Annotated in this window: 16 protein-coding genes and 1 tRNA gene; 11 read left to right on the top strand and 6 right to left on the bottom strand. The window is 66.0% G+C overall.

Annotated elements, in window-relative coordinates; genetic code table 11:
• Window positions 1-163: 163 nt before the first annotated feature.
• Window positions 164-466 (bottom strand): hypothetical protein, encoded by a 303-nt coding sequence (locus tag L593_RS10575; RefSeq protein ID WP_020446957.1) that lies wholly within the window; start codon window positions 464-466, stop codon window positions 164-166.
• Between the two features lie 126 nt (window positions 467-592).
• Here L593_RS10575 and L593_RS10580 point away from each other — a divergent pair, with 126 nt between their 5' ends.
• The 4 genes from L593_RS10580 to L593_RS10595 all read left to right on the top strand — a co-directional run bounded on the left by L593_RS10580 (window position 593) and on the right by L593_RS10595 (window position 2,939).
• Window positions 593-1,273 carry a helix-turn-helix domain-containing protein gene (locus tag L593_RS10580; protein WP_020446958.1) on the top strand — a complete coding sequence of 227 codons (681 nt, stop codon included), beginning with the start codon at window positions 593-595 and terminating at the stop codon, window positions 1,271-1,273.
• A gap of 112 nt (window positions 1,274-1,385) precedes the next feature.
• Entirely contained in the window at window positions 1,386-1,724 is a 339-nt protein-coding gene (locus L593_RS10585; protein WP_236608581.1) for an ArsR family transcriptional regulator, read from the top strand.
• Between the two features lie 162 nt (window positions 1,725-1,886).
• Complete coding sequence (locus L593_RS10590) at window positions 1,887-2,375, top strand: 50S ribosomal protein L11 (protein ID WP_020446960.1); 489 nt, start codon at window positions 1,887-1,889, stop codon at window positions 2,373-2,375.
• 330 nt (window positions 2,376-2,705) lie between these two features.
• Complete coding sequence (locus tag L593_RS10595; protein ID WP_020446961.1) at window positions 2,706-2,939, top strand: helix-turn-helix domain-containing protein; 234 nt, start codon at window positions 2,706-2,708, stop codon at window positions 2,937-2,939.
• 33 nt (window positions 2,940-2,972) lie between these two features.
• Here L593_RS10595 and L593_RS10600 read toward each other — a convergent pair whose 3' ends face one another.
• From L593_RS10600 to L593_RS10615, 4 genes are all read right to left on the bottom strand, one after another.
• Window positions 2,973-3,791: an HD domain-containing protein gene (locus tag L593_RS10600; protein ID WP_020446962.1), complete on the bottom strand. Its 819-nt coding sequence runs from the start codon at window positions 3,789-3,791 to the stop codon at window positions 2,973-2,975.
• A gap of 103 nt (window positions 3,792-3,894) precedes the next feature.
• Window positions 3,895-4,371, bottom strand: coding sequence for a redoxin domain-containing protein (locus L593_RS10605; RefSeq protein WP_020446963.1), 477 nt, complete (start codon window positions 4,369-4,371; stop codon window positions 3,895-3,897).
• A 238-nt stretch (window positions 4,372-4,609) separates the two neighbouring features.
• Window positions 4,610-4,693, bottom strand: a tRNA-Ser gene (locus L593_RS10610).
• A 103-nt stretch (window positions 4,694-4,796) separates the two neighbouring features.
• Window positions 4,797-5,456, bottom strand: a complete 660-nt coding sequence (locus tag L593_RS10615; protein ID WP_049894065.1) for a hypothetical protein — start codon at window positions 5,454-5,456, stop codon at window positions 4,797-4,799.
• A gap of 135 nt (window positions 5,457-5,591) precedes the next feature.
• Between L593_RS10615 and L593_RS10620 the strand changes: the two genes are divergently transcribed.
• Together L593_RS10620 and L593_RS10625 are read left to right on the top strand one after the other, a co-directional pair.
• Entirely contained in the window at window positions 5,592-6,185 is a 594-nt protein-coding gene (locus tag L593_RS10620; RefSeq protein WP_020446965.1) for a MarR family transcriptional regulator, read from the top strand.
• A 211-nt stretch (window positions 6,186-6,396) separates the two neighbouring features.
• Window positions 6,397-7,047, top strand: coding sequence for a hypothetical protein (locus L593_RS10625; RefSeq protein ID WP_020446966.1), 651 nt, complete (start codon window positions 6,397-6,399; stop codon window positions 7,045-7,047).
• 162 nt (window positions 7,048-7,209) lie between these two features.
• Here L593_RS10625 and L593_RS10630 read toward each other — a convergent pair whose 3' ends face one another.
• Window positions 7,210-7,920 carry a hypothetical protein gene (locus L593_RS10630; RefSeq protein WP_049894450.1) on the bottom strand — a complete coding sequence of 237 codons (711 nt, stop codon included), beginning with the start codon at window positions 7,918-7,920 and terminating at the stop codon, window positions 7,210-7,212.
• 379 nt (window positions 7,921-8,299) lie between these two features.
• Here L593_RS10630 and L593_RS10635 point away from each other — a divergent pair, with 379 nt between their 5' ends.
• The 5 genes from L593_RS10635 (at window position 8,300) to L593_RS15395 (ending at window position 17,453) form a co-directional block, all read left to right on the top strand.
• Complete coding sequence (locus L593_RS10635) at window positions 8,300-9,193, top strand: mechanosensitive ion channel family protein (protein WP_020446968.1); 894 nt, start codon at window positions 8,300-8,302, stop codon at window positions 9,191-9,193.
• Window positions 9,194-9,375: 182 nt separating this feature from the next.
• Window positions 9,376-9,879, top strand: coding sequence for a PUA domain-containing protein (locus L593_RS10640; protein ID WP_020446969.1), 504 nt, complete (start codon window positions 9,376-9,378; stop codon window positions 9,877-9,879).
• 114 nt (window positions 9,880-9,993) lie between these two features.
• The gene (locus tag L593_RS10645; protein ID WP_020446970.1) at window positions 9,994-12,021 is read left to right on the top strand and encodes a long-chain fatty acid--CoA ligase; all 2,028 of its coding nucleotides are present in this window, start codon (window positions 9,994-9,996) and stop codon (window positions 12,019-12,021) included.
• A gap of 659 nt (window positions 12,022-12,680) precedes the next feature.
• A complete protein-coding gene (locus tag L593_RS10650) occupies window positions 12,681-15,131 on the top strand; it encodes a PKD domain-containing protein (RefSeq protein ID WP_020446971.1) in 2,451 nt (816 codons plus the stop codon).
• 162 nt (window positions 15,132-15,293) lie between these two features.
• On the top strand, window positions 15,294-17,453 hold the full coding sequence (locus L593_RS15395) for a PKD domain-containing protein (RefSeq protein WP_020446972.1): 2,160 nt from the start codon (window positions 15,294-15,296) through the stop codon (window positions 17,451-17,453).
• Window positions 17,454-17,665 lie beyond the last annotated feature (212 nt).

Here is a 17,665-nt window from a genome sequence, read left to right on the forward strand (position 1 = left end):
GACGGCGCCTGGCCTCAAAGTTCTCCGGTCGTGGGAAGTCCGCGCCCGACCGCCGGCATCGTCGCGATCGATCGCTGCTCGTCGCCGCGGTCAGTCGGCGCCACAGCGCGGTGTTCACCGAACCCCGGTGCCGATCGTGACCGGCCCTTCCCCCGGTTGGGCGTTACTCCTTCTCCTCCTCTCGGTCCGCGTCGAGGTCTCTGGCGAGTTCGACGATCTGCACTTCCCAGTCGTAAGTCGAGCCGCCGGTCTCGAACTCCCACGCGCCACGAACGTCGACGTCGGCGTGGATCGCGGCCTCGACGACGGCCGCTAGCGCTGCCTCGAACTCTTCGGCGCTCGAAATCGAGCGGTCTGGACGGTGGTCATCTGTCATGTGGGTGCGGGCCGCCCGGCCTCGACGCGAAGTGTCGGCTGACCCCTCGTCTCGCTCGAGGTCGATCTCCGGACAGGGCGTTCGGTCCATCAATTCCGACCAGTCCCAGACGCAAAGCCCTGGCGTTATACCTGGTGTACCATGCATAATCTGAGCGCCTGGCATACCAAGCAGGCCATATTTACCCGGCTCGAACCCCAAGTAGGACCGAGAGCAATGACCGTCATCGCTCACCTCAGAATCCCTGCCGACTCCTTCGAACTCGGGCGCATCCTCGAGCTCGAGAGTGGGACCACCGCGGAACTGGAGAACATGGTCCCGCTCGGTGAGCGGGCGGTCCCCTTCTTCTCGGTCAGCGAGGAAGTCAGGGCGGACTTCGAAGCGAACGTTCAGGACCATCCCTCCGTCGATCGCATCGTGGAGGTGACGCGCCACGAGGAGGAGCGGCTCTACTCGCTCGACTGGAACGTCGGCCGCGACGTCTTCTTCCAGGGAATCGTCGAACTCGACGGTCAACTCCTGAGCGCTGCGGGCACGGCTGGCACCTGGGAGTTCGAGATCCGCTTCCCCACCCACGAGACCCTCAGCGAGTTCCAGGACTACTGCGCCAGCGCTCACATCGACCTCGAGGTCGGACGCATCTACAATCCGACGCGCCCGGGGACCGGGATCTGGTACGGGTTGACCGCGGCCCAGCGCGACACGCTCATGCGGGCGGTCCATGGCGGTTACTACTCTATCCCCCGCGAGATGTCGACGCAGGACCTGGCCGAGCAACTGGGCATCTCGGACCAGGCGGTCACCGAGCGATTGCGACGGGCGATCGTCGGTCTCGTCCAGAACACGCTCATCGCCATGGAGGAAGACTCCGAGGAGCGCTTCGTCCCGGTCGAGTGACGAGCGTCGTCCGGGCGCCTCCCCGTCCCGACGACGGCCTCGCCATGTCACGTATTAACGACTTTGCTGACCAAGCAGGGTCGTGATGCGGCGAGCACCCTAGCGTAGAAACGTGACCGATGTGAGAACTTTCGAAACCGCACTCGGTGCGCTGGGGCACACCTATCGACGCCGCGTGCTGACGGCCCTCCTCGAGCGGAACCCACTCGACGCGACGGATCCCTCGTTCGTCGACGGCGCGTTCGGGCAGTCGACCGACGGCTTCGTGGATCCCGAGCGCGCGAGGATCGCGATCCACCACACGCACCTCCCGAAACTCGAGGCGGACGGCTACGTCGAGTGGAACCCGGAGGACGAGACGATCGTCAAGGGACCGAACTGGGAGGAAATTGCACCCCTCGTGGAGTTGCTCAGCGAGAACGAAGACGAGTTTCCGATGCAGTGGGCCTGACCCGGAGACGACGGCCTCTCGCGTCGCTGTGGATCCCGATCGATAGTTCGACGACCGACGGCGTCGCGCTGTTCTCGGTCACGGAACCACGGCCCCGTCGCGGCGCGCAGCGAGAAACGACGAAAAGCAACCCTTAACTCTCGCTGGCCGGTTCTGCCCTACATGGCTGGAACTATCGACGTGCTGGTCCCTGGCGGCCAGGCGAATCCGGGCCCGCCGCTCGGGCCGGAACTCGGCCCGACGCCGGTCGACGTTCAGGCGGTCGTGCAGGAGATCAACGACCAGACCGAGGCATTCGACGGCACCGAAGTCCCCGTCACCGTCGAGTACGAGGACGACGGCTCCTTCGAGATCGAGGTCGGCGTCCCGCCGACGGCGGAACTGATCAAGGACGAGGCCGGCTTCGACACCGGCTCCGGCACCCCGCAGTCCGAGTTCGTCGCCGACATCAGCGTCGACCAGGTCAAGCAGATCGCCCAGCAGAAGCTCACCGACCTGCTGGCGTACGACGAGAAGAACGCCGCGAAGGAAGTCGTCGGGACCTGCACCTCGCTGGGCGTCACCATCGAGGGCGAGAACCCCCGCGAGTTCAAGAAGAAGATCGACGAGGGCGAGTACGACGACGTCTTCGCCGAAGAAGCCGCAGCGTAGCGAGGCTTCGAGGCGAAGGCTCGAAAAACGACCGCAGGGAGTTTTTCGTAGTTTCTCTGAGGCAGTGAGCGGAGCGAGCCGTCGAAGCGAATTCACGTCTCAGAACCGCTCTCATTTCCGTTCTCGATTGACACGTCCGGAGTCCAGGGTTCGACGATCGGTACAAACGGGAACGTGATTCGTCGAATCACTAGCTCGCTATGCCTTCCCCAGCGCTCTCATCGCTGCCCAAAGACCCAATCCGCCCTCCAAACCCTCTGCCCGCATTCGATTTCGACGGGCAACGTACCCGAGTTTTATGGTCGTCGAAGAACTCGAGAGTGAGTAGTGATGGCAGTCGTGGAATCCGAGGCCCGCCGCGCGATGTGTTCCGAAATCGAGTCGCCGACAGCCAAGCTGGTCTACCTGTCGCTGGCCGAGCAGGGTCGCGCATCGGTCCAGGAGCTACAGGACCGGCTCGGCGAGCCACGCATCACGCTCTACGGGGTGCTCGACTCCCTCGTCGACTGTGGCGTCGTCGAGGTCGACCGCGGATCCGGCGGCTCCGTCTACGCGCCGGCCTGATCGCGGCCGAGGAATCGACGGCGACGGACGGCGTTACAGCTCGATCCGCTCGACCAGCTGATCGTCCTCCTCACTCTGCGCGCTGATCGCGACGATGCGGACGTGTTCTTCGAGCCCGGAGTTCTGGAGTTTCGCTTTCAGCAGGTTGTCGACCTGGTAGACGCCGGCGGCGCTGGTCATCTGGATCTCGACGAGCACCGCCGCTTCCTCGCCGGGCATCAGGGAGACCTGCTTGATCGCGCGACTGGAGATCGTGTTGATCCCGCGGCCGCCGGTCTCGTAGGGAATCCGGGAGCGCCCGCGTTCCATGTCCAGCGCATCGGCGACGCGGATCACGCCCGCTTCGAGCGTGAGGGGCTCCTCCTCAGTGTGGTGAGTGAGGATCGCGTGCAGGGTCTCCCCTTTGACGCGGACGGCGTCCCCCACGTCGTAGAACTGCGGGAGGAACTGGTCGAGGAGGTCCGCCGCCAGCGGGATCGAGTAGTACGGATGTTCGTCGCGGTGGACGACGTGACCGATGTCGTGCAGCGTCGCGGCGAGCGCGACGATCACCGCCTCGTCGGCCTCGTCGAGGCCCTGGTCTGCGGCGCCGTTGAACTCGACGCCGGCGTCCTTCAGCAGGTCGTAGAGACAGAGCGCGCGGTGGCGAACGATCTGGACGTGCTTGGTGCCGTGATCGTTGTACCGCTTGCGCTTGACCGGGTTGACGTTCTGGGCTTCGAGATACGCCTGGACCTCCTCGTCGCTCTCCAGCATCTCCAGGACGTCGTTGACGCGCCCGTCCGGAAAGGCGTGCTCGGCGTCCGGATCGTACCTGTGACCACCGTCTCCGTGCTCGACCTGCTCGCTCATGCAGCCAGGTACGGTCGAGACCCGCAAAAGGGCAGCGCCCGGTCGGAATTCCGCCGCTCGGCGTCTCCGGGCGTGCTATTGCCGCAGCGTCGGCGGTATCGGCTCAGTCCAGGTCCTCGACGGCCGCCAGGACCTCGTCGTAGTCGGGTTCGACGCCGGGGTCGTCGGAGACCCACTCGTACGCGATCTCGCCGTCGGTGTCGACGACGAACACGGAGCGCTTCGCGACGCCGTAGACGCCCAGTTCGTCGAAGTCCATCTCGATCCCGTACTCCTCGATGGCGTCGCGGTTCAGGTCGCTCGCGAGGTCGACCGCGACGCCGAGTTCCTGGCGGAACTCGTTCAGCGAGAACGGCGTGTCGCGACTGACGCCGACGACCTGTGCGCCGGCGTCCTCGAACTCTCCGAGGCGGTCGTCGAAGGCGCTGATCTCGTGACTGCAGACGCTCGTGAACGCGCCGGGGAAGAAGGCGAGGACGACCGGACCGTGCTCCAGGGCGTCGGACAGGGAGAACGATTCGATGTCGCCGGTTGCGAGCGGTGCTGTAAACTCGGGGGCTACGTCGCCGTCTGCTGGCATCGACTGGGCGTTGTGGGTGGCGGCGGAAGGGGGTTTCGAGAGCGGCGAAGGACGTACGGCTCGCTTCGCTCGCCGTGTTCGTTCGAGCGGAGAACGGTGGGGATGGGATTTGAACCGTTGCGAGAAATGCTCGCTCGCGGTACTCGCTGCGCGTTCCTCGCAGGGTTCAAATCCCACCGCCATCGTTCCGTCTCGTAGACGACTCGCACCGCTCGTCGTTGTTGCTCGACGGAACGGACGGTGGGGATGGGATTTGAACCCATGAGTCCGTGAGGACACCTGCTCTCAAGGCAGGCGCGTTGGGCCGCTCTGCCACCCCACCAGTTTCGATCGACCCCAGTTAGCAATGCGTACCGACTGGTCGTGGGGGTCGTGTTGACCGACGCGGACGCGAAAGTTGAAGCTATCGTTCCATCGGCCGCCCATCACTCACTTTCCCAGTCGATGCCGTCGACGACGATCTCCTCCTCGAGATCTACTACGACGGAGTACTGGGTGTCGTCGTTCTCGTCTGCGATCCTGACGACTGCCTCGTCCTCGACGTACTCGGGCTCGCGATCGACTGTCACCGTGCCCTCCTGATCGCTTTCGATTACGAACGTCTCCGAGGTAGCGTTGCCGGTCATTGCGTCCTCGTGCTCGTCGGTAGGCGTGGCGTTTATCGAGAAATTCTCATTGACGGTCAACTTCCGGATCGGCTCCACGGAGAACTCGTAGTCGCCTAGCTCCGCCATCGCCTGTTGGACGCTCGCGTTATCGCGTGCGACAGCCACTGCAGTCTCGCGTTCGGCGGCTGTGAACGGCTGGACGCGTTCGGTGTTGATCTGGAACGTCCCGTCTTCGGCTTGCTCGAATTCGATTCGCTCCAGATCGCTCACGTTCTGGACGACGGTCTCGTGACCGCCAGCGTGCCGGAACGTGACGTTCTCGTCCGAGACGACGAACTTCGGGCCGGTGCTGTCCGTCGTGAGCGCGCCGGTCGCTCCGACGGACGTGCCGGCGAACGCCATCCCGACGCCGATTGCGGCACAGACGACGAGCAGCAGCGCCCGGGAGCGTAGGACGGCGAGCATGTGATCGTTCATTGGGTGAAAGAGCGGATCAATCCTGTGCTGAAACGCGTTGGAAATGCATTACAAACGCGTTTCTCGGCCGTTTCAGGCGGTGAGCACGGTGGGAGAGCGTTACGCATTAAACGGGGACTCGAGATAGCTGTGCGTATGGATCGGCCGGCCCTCCACGGCAAGCGATTGCTGGCTGCAGCGGTGTTCGTCGCCGCAACCCTCGTGCTTGCCGTCCAGTTGATCAACCCCTCGCCAGTGGTGGTCTCCGTCGGGGAGAACGGCGCCCAGACCGACGAGCTGGGCCAGTATTTCACCTACTCCGACGTCGGAACGATCGCCGGCGCCGCGCTCCTCGTGGGAGCGACCGGCACGTACATCCTTACGGGCCCGACTGCAGCGCGGTCCGAACCGTCGGCGCGCCAGTCCGGCTCGACCGACTCACGCGGGGTGACAGCTCCGGCGACCCCCGCGGACGGAGTGGTCGAGGACGGGGGCAGCACGGCGGCGACTTTCTCCGTCGAGCAGCAAGAACGCGAGGAATGGGAAACGGCGCACGAGGGGCTCTACGGTAACGAGAAGACCGTCTACGGCGTGGTCCTCGACGCCGACGGGAAGCTCCCACAACGAGACATCGTGGAGAGGACGGATCTCTCGAAGGCGACCGTCAGCCGGACGTTGGATACCCTCGAGAGCAAGCGACTGGTCGAACGGAAACGCCGCGGGATGGGGAACGTCGTCGTCTTGCAGTAACGCTCTACAGCGTCCGAAACGCCCGACGAAATCGGTTTCGGAACACGTTTCCAATCAAACACTTTCTGGCCTTTCATCCAAGGGGTATACGAGAGCGATCCGGTGGACGTGCCCGGTCGGGCCATCGCCCGTGCGCCGGCCCGTCGGTTCCCGAACGGCCCTCCAGCCCGAGCCGATCACGTCCCGCGGAACGCTCTCGGAGTTCACACCAATGAGATCGAAGCTAGTCGCACTCGCACTGGTTGCAGCGGTCGCCCTCGCCACGAGCGGCGCGGCGGCCGCGGTCGGTGCGAATCCCGCGATACAGGACGCAGACGAATCGACAGCAGAGCACCAACTTCCCGACGACTACACCGTCGAGGTCACGGACCGCCACGGGGTCCTCAGCGACGCCGAGGTCGAGGCTGCGATCCAGGCCGCCTGGGCCGACGAGGAGGTCCGGAGCTACTTCGAGAACGCCGACGACGTTCACTTCGACCTGTGGGCGCCGGATGCCGACGAGGACCGCGTGATGGTCTCCGTCGCGCCGGCCGACGAACCGGGGCAGACGCGCGTCTACGGCAACTACCTCGTCGGTGCCGACACGTTCACCGACGTGCGCGAGCCGCTCACGGCGAACGAGTCCACGACGATGGACGTCCAGCGCACCGCTGACGGCAACTTCGAGGTCGAGGACGGCGGTTCCCTCGATCCGGCCGGGGACGAACCGACGAACCTGACGGCCGACGAGTCGGTGGACATCGACGTCGAACTCGGCTCCGCCGCGGACGGCACGCTCACGGTCCAGTACGACGACGCAAACGCGACAATCGTCAGCGACGACGGTGCGGTGGCGTTCTCGCTCCCGGATCTGCTGACCTGATCCCCGTCGCGATACACGCTCCAGCGGGTTCCCGACTTCCTGACAGCGTCGGGGCCCATTACTCCGCTCTTCGAGCGACTATGCGGACTGGTTGCGAGGAAGCTATCCACCCGAACGCCCAACTGTTGGTACGAGTACCCTCGCTTCGGGTATCGACCGCAGTTACTCCTGACCGAGCCCGAGCTCCGACACCACGTTCGCGGTCGCCTCAGGCACCAGCCCGTCGGCGCGAATCCGCGCTCGGAGCATCGGCAGCAGATCCCCGACGTCTCCGACCTCCTTCAGGAGCGGCTGCATCGCCTCGAAGTTCACGCCGAGGTCGGCGTCGGCAGCCCGGTCGGTGATCGTCTCGACGGCCGGCGCGGCGAAGGCGTCCTCGAAGTCGATCGGCTCGGCGAAGCCGGCGTAGTACACCCGGCCGCTCGGAGCGGGACCGAGGACCACCGGGTCGCTCCGGAGCTTCATCGCCGCGGCGTCGATCGCCGTGCGTCCGGCGAGCGGCGCTTCGGGCCGGAGGATCGCCGCGGTGTCGACGCCCTCCTCGCGGAGCAGGTGCGTAATCGTGTTGCCGATTCTGGCGGACTCCGTGGAGCCGACCTGCACCTCGTAGCGAACCGAATCCGGATCGTCGAGCACCGTCCCGACGACCTCGCGCAGTTCGGCCTCCGGATCGACGGCGTCGTGATAGTCCGCCGCCGGCGGGTAGTTCACGAGCAGGTCGCCGCCGCTGCGCGCGACCGTCGCGACCGCATCCTGGACCATCGCCTCGTACAGGGCCGCGGCCTCGTCGGGGGTACAGACGTCCGCCTCGACGAGGTCACTCAGGGCGTGGCCCGCTCGCGGCGGCTCGGCCGGCAGCGCGACGACTGTCATGACCGCGGGTCGGTCGCGGACGGCCTTCATCGTTCGGACTCTCGGTCGAATGGAGTTGGTATCGGTCGTTCTGACCGAATCGACCTGTCGAGAACAGTTTGGAAGCCCCCGACCGCTCGACTCGGGCGACTCGCTGCGCGCTTCCCTCGCTCACTTCGTTCGCTCGGTCCAGTGCTTACTTCGTCGTCCTTCGTCGAGCGGTCGGCCCCTTCCAGTCCCGCCCGATGGTGATTTTCCAAGCTGGCGAATCCCCGGTGGATCATGTGGGTTCGCGAATTCGCGGTGGCGAAGTCGTCTGCCTGGTGGCGGGAATCCAGACGCGCCGAATCCCGGGAATCGACGCCCGCGTTTTTCCGGCTGGCGGTTGTCACTGAATAGCATGACGACCGCGCTCCTCGCCGCCGGCGTGCTCCAGCTCGCGGATCGCCTCGCGGACATCGGTCCCGAACTGATCGACGAGTACTGGCCGCTCGTGAAGCGGCTAGGCTGGTTCCTCGGCGTTGCACTGCTCGTCACAGTTCCGGGCTGGTACCTGCTCGTGCCGTCGGTCTCCCGGATCGTCCGCCACCGCAATCGCAACAACCCGACGCTCGAGCAGGCCATCGCTCGTCACCTCAGATTGATCGTGGTCGTCTTCGGCATCGCCGTCGGTGCCGCGGTCGCCGGCTTCACTGGCTTTCTCACCGACTCTGCGATCGTGATCGCCGCGGCGACGCTTGCGCTCGGCGTCGCGGCCCAGTCCGTGGTCGGCTCCTTCGTCAGCGGGACGGTGCTCGTCGCCGACCCGGAATTCAACGTCGGCGACTACGTCAAGTGGGCGGACGGCGAGGGGACGATTCGCTCGATCACCCTCCGCGTGACCCGGGTGCAGACGCCGGACGGCGAACTCGTGACGATCCCGAACGACGTGCTGACCAAACAGGAGATCACCCGGCCCTTCGGGCACGGCCACTTCCAGGTCGTCCAGTACGTCAGTCTCTCCTACGACGACGATCTGGAGGCAGCGCTCGCCGGACTCGAGACGGCTGCGGAAGGGCTCGAACAGAGTCTCGACGCACCCAGCCCGCAGGTCTACGTGGACGAGTTCGGTGGCGACGCCATCGTCGCGCGGGTGCACTACTGGATCGACGAGCCGGATCGCCGCGAGGTGTTCGCCGCCCGGTCGACCTTCGCCCGCTCGGCGAAGCAGCGGCTGGAGGCCGCCGGACTCACGATCGCACCGGCAGCCAAGCGGAACCTCCAGGGCGCCATCGAGGTCGCGGACGCGGCCTGAGATCGCCGCAGTCGACGTGGCCGAGATTGGCCGGATCGCCCTGCGCAAACCGGCCCGGAGCGCCCCGCGGGACGGTCCAGAACGGCCCACGCGGGGCGGCCTGGAACGGCCTGCGTGGAAGGGCCCGGATCGGGCGGATCGAGAGCGAAGCCCTTTCGCCGAGCCGATCCGAAGCGAGCCCGATGCACGACGAGCCGCCGACGCCGACCGAACTCGACCGCATCCGCCGGGTGGCGAACTTCCAGTTCGGTCACGGGGGTGCGGCGGCCCTGTTCCCCGAGGTCGGCCCCCGCGGCACCGAAGCCGTCGGCGACGTCACGATCACGCGCACCGCCTCTGGCCGCGTCGAGCAGTGCTTCGACGACGGCGACCGGCTCTTCACCAAGGAGACCAACGGCCGGTTCGTCCTCTCCGTCGAGGGCGGCCGCCGGATCGTCGAGGGGCTGGACGCCCCCCGCCACCGCGTGGAGGTTGGCGAGGAGAGCGTCGAGTTCGTCAGGGACGGCCGCAACGCGTTCGCGAAGTTCGTCCGGTCGGTCGATCCTGACCTCCGACCCGGCGACGAAGCGGTCGTCGTGTACGACGGCGACGTGCTCGGGGTCGGGCGTGCCGAACTCTCCCCCGACGCGATGGCGGACTTCGACACGGGCGTCGCGGTGTTCGTTCGACACGGCGCCGGCGACTGAGCACCTGTCCCATCGCTATCGGCTGCTTCGGTCCTCACAGTGGCAACAGCAACCGCGGCCGCCGTGTCACCTGTTCACGAGACTTTATGCCAAATCCGGACGATCGTTCGTGACATGAACTGGCGGGAGGCCGAAAGCACGTACGAGGGACCGGGCGTTGGCGAGTCGACGATTCCGGAGCTGTTCGAAGAGACCGCCGAGCGGAACGCGCATCGTCCAGCCCAGCGCTACAAGGGCGGCGTGTACGACCGGACGATCACCGAAACCGTGCTGCCGGCGGCATCACCGGGCGAGTTCCGGTCGATCTCCTACGACGAGATGCGGGACATCGTCCACCACCTCGCTGCTGGCTTTCGCGACCTGGGGGTCGACGCCGGCAAGCGGGTCGCGATCTTCGCCCACACGCGGATGGAGTGGGCCCAGAGCGACTTCGGCGTGCTCGCAGCGGGCGGCGTCGTCACCACGGTGTATCCGGAGTCCTCCGAGGGGAAGGTCTCCTACCTCCTCTCCGATCCAGACGCGACCGGCGTCGTGCTCGAGGGCGACGAGCACCTCGAACACGTGCTCGCCGTCCAAGACGACCTCGATCTCGAATTCGTCGTGCAGATGGACCGGCCCGGGAGCGGCAACGCGAGCGACGACTTCGACGCTGCGGCGGTCCACGACGAGCGCGACGACGTCCTCACGCTGGCCGAGGTCCACGACCGCGGCGCAGAGCTGTACCACCCGGAGGAGTACGAGGAGTGGGTCGCCGAGCGCGACCTCGACGACCTCTGCAGTCTCATCTACACCTCGGGGACGACCGGCAAGCCGAAGGGCGTCCAACTGACCCACTGGAACTTCCGCTCGAACGTCAACCAGGTCCTCAGCCGCTACGGCGATCGGCCCGACAAGGACGTCCCCGCGCTCGACGCCGAGACGAGGACCGTCTCGTACCTCCCGCTGGCCCACGTCTTCGAGCGACTCGCTGGCCACTTCGTCATCTTCGCTGCCGGCGGCAGCGTGGCCTACGCCGAGAGCCCCGACACGCTCCAGGAGGACTTCGGCCTCGTGCAGCCGACCAGCGCGACGAGCGTCCCGCGCGTGTACGAGAAGATCTACGACGCGATCCGGGAGCAGGCCGCGAGCTCCGAGCGCAGGGAGCAGATCTTCGAGTGGGCCGTCGACGTCGGCCAGCAGTACCACGAGGCCGACTCGCCGGGCGTCGTGCTCCGCGCGAAGCGAGCGATCGCAGATCGACTGGTGTTCTCCAAGGTTCGCGACGCGCTCGGCGGGGAGATCGACTTCCTGTTGAGCGGGGGCGGGAGTCTCTCCGCCGAACTCTGCTCGCTCTATCACGGGATGGGGCTGCCGATCCTCGAGGGCTACGGCCTCACTGAAACCGCACCGGTGATCACGGTCAACCCGCCCGAGGAACCGAAAGTCGGCACGATCGGGCCGCCCGTCATCGACGAGGACGTCTGGGTGGACGAGTCGATGGTCCCCGAGGGCCAGTTCCCGGAGGACGAGGGCACCGTCGGCGAGTTGCTCGTCCGCGGCCCGAACGTCACGGACGGCTACTGGAACAAGCCCGAGGAGACCGAGGAAGCGTTCCTCGACGAGTTGCCCGAGGGTGCCACCGAGGGGCCGGGCCAGGACTGGAACCAGTCCGGCAAGTGGTTCCGGACCGGGGACATCGTCCACCAGCGACCGGACGGGTACGTCGAGTTCCGAGAGCGCGCCAAACAGCTCCTCGTGCTCTCGACGGGGAAGAACGTCGCGCCGGGGCCGATCGAGGACGGGTTCGCGGCCAGCGAGGTCGTGGAACAGTGCATGGTCGTCGGCGACGGACGGAAGTTCGTCGGCGCGTTGATCGTCCCGAACTTCGAGGCCGTCCGTAGCTGGGCGGACTCCGAGGGGATCGAACTGCCGGAGGACGACGGAGCAGTCGCAGCCCATCCGGCCGTTCGTGAACGGATTCAGGAGGAGGTCGACCGCGTCAACGAGCCCTTCGAGGAGTACGAGACGATCAAGCGGTTCGCGATCGCAACCGAGGAGTTCACCGAGGAGAACGACCTGCTCACGCCGACGATGAAGAAGAAGCGCCGGACGATCCTCTCACGGTACGAGGAGTCGGTCGAATCGCTCTACGAGGACGAGTAGCGACGAACGCGGACCGGGAACCGTACTGTTCTCGCTGGCGATTTCGCTCCGTCGTACACCGGGAGTAAATGGGGTTGCGCCAACCTGTCCGTGGTCACCGATCGCGTGCCGTACCCGAACAACCACTTCTGATCGTCTCGTCGATCGTTTGGACAACGGAAGCGCCGTCGAAATCGAGTTTCTACCACGCGATCGACTATCATAAAACAAATTTCAGTGACGAGTAAATCGTTTTTCTCATCAGAGTTCTTTCTATTCTACATTGGGTATTACCGTCTTCCATGGTGTTCGAGTACGCTCTTGACACGCAATGGGTGCTACCCGAGATACACAGAAGACGACGCTCTACGTCCCGATCTCGAACACCTGCCCGTCAACGGACCTATTTCCATCAAAAGTTTACTGGCAGATGAGCCAATATTTTGTTTTATATGTGAATAGTTCACCAAAGAATTTTAACCCTTGCCCAACTGTGACACGCTTGGTGACGACACTGCTGCCATGCGCTACCACACCACGACGGTCGGACGGACGGTCTGGACACCGTCCGACGGGCGGAGATGGGGGACCTGTGTGGGAGTGGCGACGCACCACTGCGAGGGGGACGTCGGTACGCGAACCGGCCGCGGGCCAGTTCGTGCGGCGGAATACCTGAATACATGAACGAATCACGACGCAGCATACTACGCAAGGCATCGGCTCTGTCGGCGCTCGCGGTCGGCGCGAGCGCGACAGCATCGGCGGCGGACTGTAGTTCAGTATCGGACTGGCAAAACGACGTCTCCTACTCGAGCGGCGATCAGGTCCAGCACCCAGACACCGACGGTATCGAGTGTCTCTGGGAGGCGGCGCTCAACTCGCTGAACGCCGAACCGTCCCGTTCGAGCGCGTACTGGGACTACGTCGGCGACTGCGACGGCAGCGGTGGCGGCAGCAACTCGGCACCGACCGCGTCGTTCACCACGAGCATCTCGAATCCGGCACCCGGCGAGGACGTCAGCTTCGACGGCAGCGGGTCGTCGGACTCCGACGGTTCGATCTCGTCGTACAGCTGGGACTTCGGCGACGGCTCGAGTGGCTCCGGCCAGTCGGTGACGCACAGCTACTCGTCGACGGGCGACTACACGGTGACGCTCACCGTCACGGACGACGACGGCGCGACCGACTCGGCGTCCCAGACCGTCTCGGTCACGAGCAGTTCGAACTCGGCACCGAGCGCGTCGTTCACGGTGTCGCCGTCCTCGCCGACGACCGGCGAGTCGACGACGTTCGACGCGGCGGACTCCTCGGACTCGGACGGCTCGATTTCGTCCTACAGCTGGGAGTTTGGCGACGGCTCCTCCGGCAGCGGGCAGTCCGTCACGCACTCCTACAGCTCCACGGGCGACTACACGGTCACGCTGACGGTCACGGACGACGACGGCGCGACGGACTCGAACGCCACGACGGTGACCGTCCAGTCCGACAGTGGTGGAGGCGGCGTGGACTGCTCCGGCGTCTCCGAGTGGCAGTCCGACGTTGCGTACTCCGGCGGCGACCAGGTCACCTACGAGGGGGACCTGTTCACGGCGGAGTGGTGGACGAAGAACGACCCGCCGGACGACTCCAAAAACGTCTGGACGCTCGAGGGCTCCTGTAGCTCGAGTGGGGGCGGCAACTCCGACCCAGTCGCCTCCTTCACGAGCAGCCCGAGCTCACCGGATCCCGGAGAGCAGGTCGCCTTCGACGCGAGCGGCTCCAGCGACCCCGACGGAGACTCGCTGTCCTACAGCTGGGACTTCGGTGACGGTTCGAGTGGCTCGGGCCAGACCACTGGTCACACCTACTCCAGCGAGGGCGACTACACGGTCACGCTCACCGTCAGCGACGGCAACGGGGGCTCGTCCACCGACTCGACGACGCTCTCGGTCGCTAGCGGGGGCTCAACCGGTGGCAACCGCATCGTCGGTTACTGGATGCAGTGGGCGCAGTACGACCGCGACTACGTGCCCGCCGACATCCCGAAGGACCAGGTCACGCACCTGCAGTACGCGTTCATGCGCCCCGAGTCCGACGGCACGATCTCCGGGCTCGGCGACTCGAGCGCACAGAAGTACCTGTTCCCGCAGTCCTGGCACGACGTCACGAGCTTCGGCGACATCGCCTCGAACACCGACGTCACCTGCCTGATCTCGATCGGTGGCTGGAGCGACTCCGAGAACTTCTCCGACGTCGCCCTCGAGGAGTCGAGCCGACAGAAGTTCGCCGACGAGTGCGTGCGGATCGTCCGCGAGGCGGGCGTCGACGGCGTCGACATCGACTGGGAGTACCCAGGCGGTGGCGGCCACCCCGACAACACCGTTCGCGACGGCGACCAGGAACGCTTCACGCTACTGGTCCAGGCGGTTCGTGACGCCCTCGACGCCGCGGGCGCCGAGGACGGCAAGGACTACAAGCTGACCGCGGCGATGGTCTCCGGTGGATCGAAGGCCGAAGGGCTCGAGCACGGCACCCTCTCGGGCCTGTTCGACTTCGTCTCGATCATGACCTTCGACATGCGCGGTGGCTTCAGCGACTACACCGGCCACGCGTCGCCGATCTTCCAGAACCCGAACGATCCCTCGAGCAAGGCGTCGACCTACAACGTCTCCTCGGGCGTGTCCTGGTACGTCGACAAGGGCTGGGACCCCGGCCAGCTGAACATCGCGACGCCGTTCTACGGCCGCAGCTTCTCCAGCGTCGAGGCACCCAGCGGCGACCTCGGGAACGGCACAGACGATGGCCTCTTCCAGAACTTCAGTGGCACGGGCGGGGGCTCCTTCCCGCCGGACACCGAGTCCAGTGGCATCTACGACTACTGGGACCTCTCGACGGTCGGCACCGCTCGCTCGACCAGTCAGGTCGACCTCTCGTCGTCGGACTGGACGACCAGCTACGACGATACCGCAAAGGCGACCTGGAGCTACAACCAGACCGACTCGCTGATGATCAGCCATCCGACGCCCGATTCGGTCCAGCAACGGGCGAGCTGGCTGGCCAACAGCGACTACGGCGGCACGATGATCTGGGCGCTGTCACACGACACCGTCGAGCACCACCTGCTCGGCGAGCTCAGCAACGGCCTGCTCTAACGCAGCGCCACCTGGGCGTCCAGACGACGGTGCGGGCCCGGCGTGCGGGAGCGACCCCTGCCATACCACCCACGCTCCCGCTCGTCGACAGGCCTGCGCCGGGACGGCTGCCGACACGATCGACTGACACAGCACGCAACCACGACCCGATTACTACGACACATGGATCTCAACAGACGCAGCGTTCTTCGCAAGGCATCGGCACTCTCCGCACTGGCGGTCGGCGCCAGCGGATTCGCAACAGCAGCGGACTGTAGCTCGGCCCCCGCGTGGGACGAGACGGTCCTGTACTCGACTGGCGACCAGGTGCAACACCCCGACGGCGACGGGATCGACGCGCTCTGGGAGGCCGAACTGGACTCCCGGAACGCGGAGCCGTCACGTTCCAGCTCGTACTGGAACTACGTCGGCGATTGCGACGGCAGCGGTGGCGGCAGTAACTCGGCGCCGACCGCGTCGTTCACGACGAGCATCTCGAATCCGGAACCCGGCGAGAACGTCAGCTTCGACGGCAGCGGGTCGTCGGACTCGGACGGGAGCATCTCGTCGTACTCCTGGGACTTCGGTGACGGCTCGAGTGGCTCCGGACAGAGCGTGAGCCACTCCTACAGCTCCAGCGGGGACTACACGGTCACGCTGACGGTCACGGACGACGACGGCGCGACCGACTCGGCGTCCCAGACCGTCTCGGTCTCGAGTGGCAGCTCGAACTCGGCACCGACGGCCTCGTTCACGGTGTCGCCGTCCTCACCGACGATGGGCGAGTCCGCGACGTTCGACGCGGCGGACTCCTCGGACTCGGACGGGAGCATCTCGTCGTACTCATGGGACTTCGGCGACGGCTCCACCGCGACCGGCCAGTCGGTCACGCACAGCTACTCGTCGACGGGCGACTACACGGTGACGCTCACCGTCACTGACGACGACGGAGCGACCGACTCCAACGCCACGACGGTGACCGTCCAGTCGAGTAGCAGCGGTGGCGCCTGTGACGGCGTCTCGGAGTGGCAGTCCGACGTCGCCTACTCCGGCGGCGATCAGGTGACCCACGACGGCTCCCTGTGGACCGCAGAGTGGTGGACGAAGGGCACCGAACCCGCCGAGAGCGAGAACGTCTGGACGCTCGAGGGCGCCTGCGACGGTGACGGCGGCGGGGGCGGCGGAAACGAGTCGCCGACGGCCTCCTTCACGTCCTCGCCGTACGCGCCAGCGCCGGACGAGACCGTCACGTTCGACGCGGCCGACTCTTCGGACGCCGACGGCTCGATATCCTCCTATTCGTGGGACTTCGGTGATGGTTCCTCGGGCTCCGGCCAGTCCGTCACCCACAGCTACGGATCGACGGGCGACTACACGGTCACGCTCACCGTCACGGACGACGACGGTGCGACTGCGACGGACTCGACCACCGTCTCCGTCGAGACGGACTCCGGCGGTGGCTCGGGCACCTCGACGTTCGCACCGTACAACCACATGACGACCCAGCCGGGGACGAGCCTCGTCGACCACTACAACCAGGCCAGCAACGACGCGTTCACCCTGGCGTTCGTCCTCTCGGACGGTAACGGCAACGCCGCGTGGGACGGCGCGCCCGACCAGCTCGTCGGCGAGTTCGGACTGGCTTCCGAGATCCAGGACTACCAGGACACCGGTGGCGAGGTGATCATCTCCTTCGGCGGCGCAGTCGGGACGATGATCGCCCAGGACACCACCGACATCGCGAAGATCAAATCGGAGTACGAGAAGGTGATGGACACCTACGGCGTCACGCACCTCGACTTCGACATCGAGTCGGTGAACCAGGACGCCGTCGATCGGCGGAACCAGGCGCTCGCCGAGTTGCAGTCCGAGCGCTCGGACCTGAATGTGTCCTACACGCTACGGTGTCGGACCACCGGACTCACCAGCCACGGCACCTACGTCGTCGAGAGCGCCCGCGACCACGGCGTGGACCTGCAGTACGTCAACATCATGACGATGAACTACGGGTGGGTCGAGCCCAGCGCGAGCACGGTCAAGGACTCCGCCAACGGCACCCACTCCGACCTGCAGGAGATCTTCTCGGGCATCTCCAGCGACGAGGCCTGGAGCATGCTCGGCGTGACGCCGATGATCGGCGAGAACAACTCCGGCGGGGCGCACCACCTCGACGACGCCCAGGAGGTCGCGACCTTCGTCCAGAACAAGGGCATCGGGCTCGTCTCCTTCTGGTCGATCGACCGCGACAACGGTAGTTGTTCGACCGGCACGGTCTCGGCGACCTGTAGCGGCGTCCAGCAGTCCGACTACGAGTTCTCCGGGATCTACAACGACGTGCAGTAGCGGGACTGCACCGCCACCCGGTTCGCGGCGCGGATTTTTCTTCGGCAACGCTGGACGGTGGAGCCGGCGGCTCCGGCAGCGGCGTCAGCCGCGAATGTCTGCCCGCCACACGATCCGGGTCCCTGGTGGCCTGCGGAAATCAGAGATTTCCGGGCGGCCAGAAGACTGCGTCTTCTGGCAAACTGAAAGGGCGAGGTCGGGTCCGGGAAGCA

This window comes from Salinarchaeum sp. Harcht-Bsk1, from assembly GCF_000403645.1.
GTDB lineage: Archaea > Halobacteriota > Halobacteria > Halobacteriales > Salinarchaeaceae > Salinarchaeum.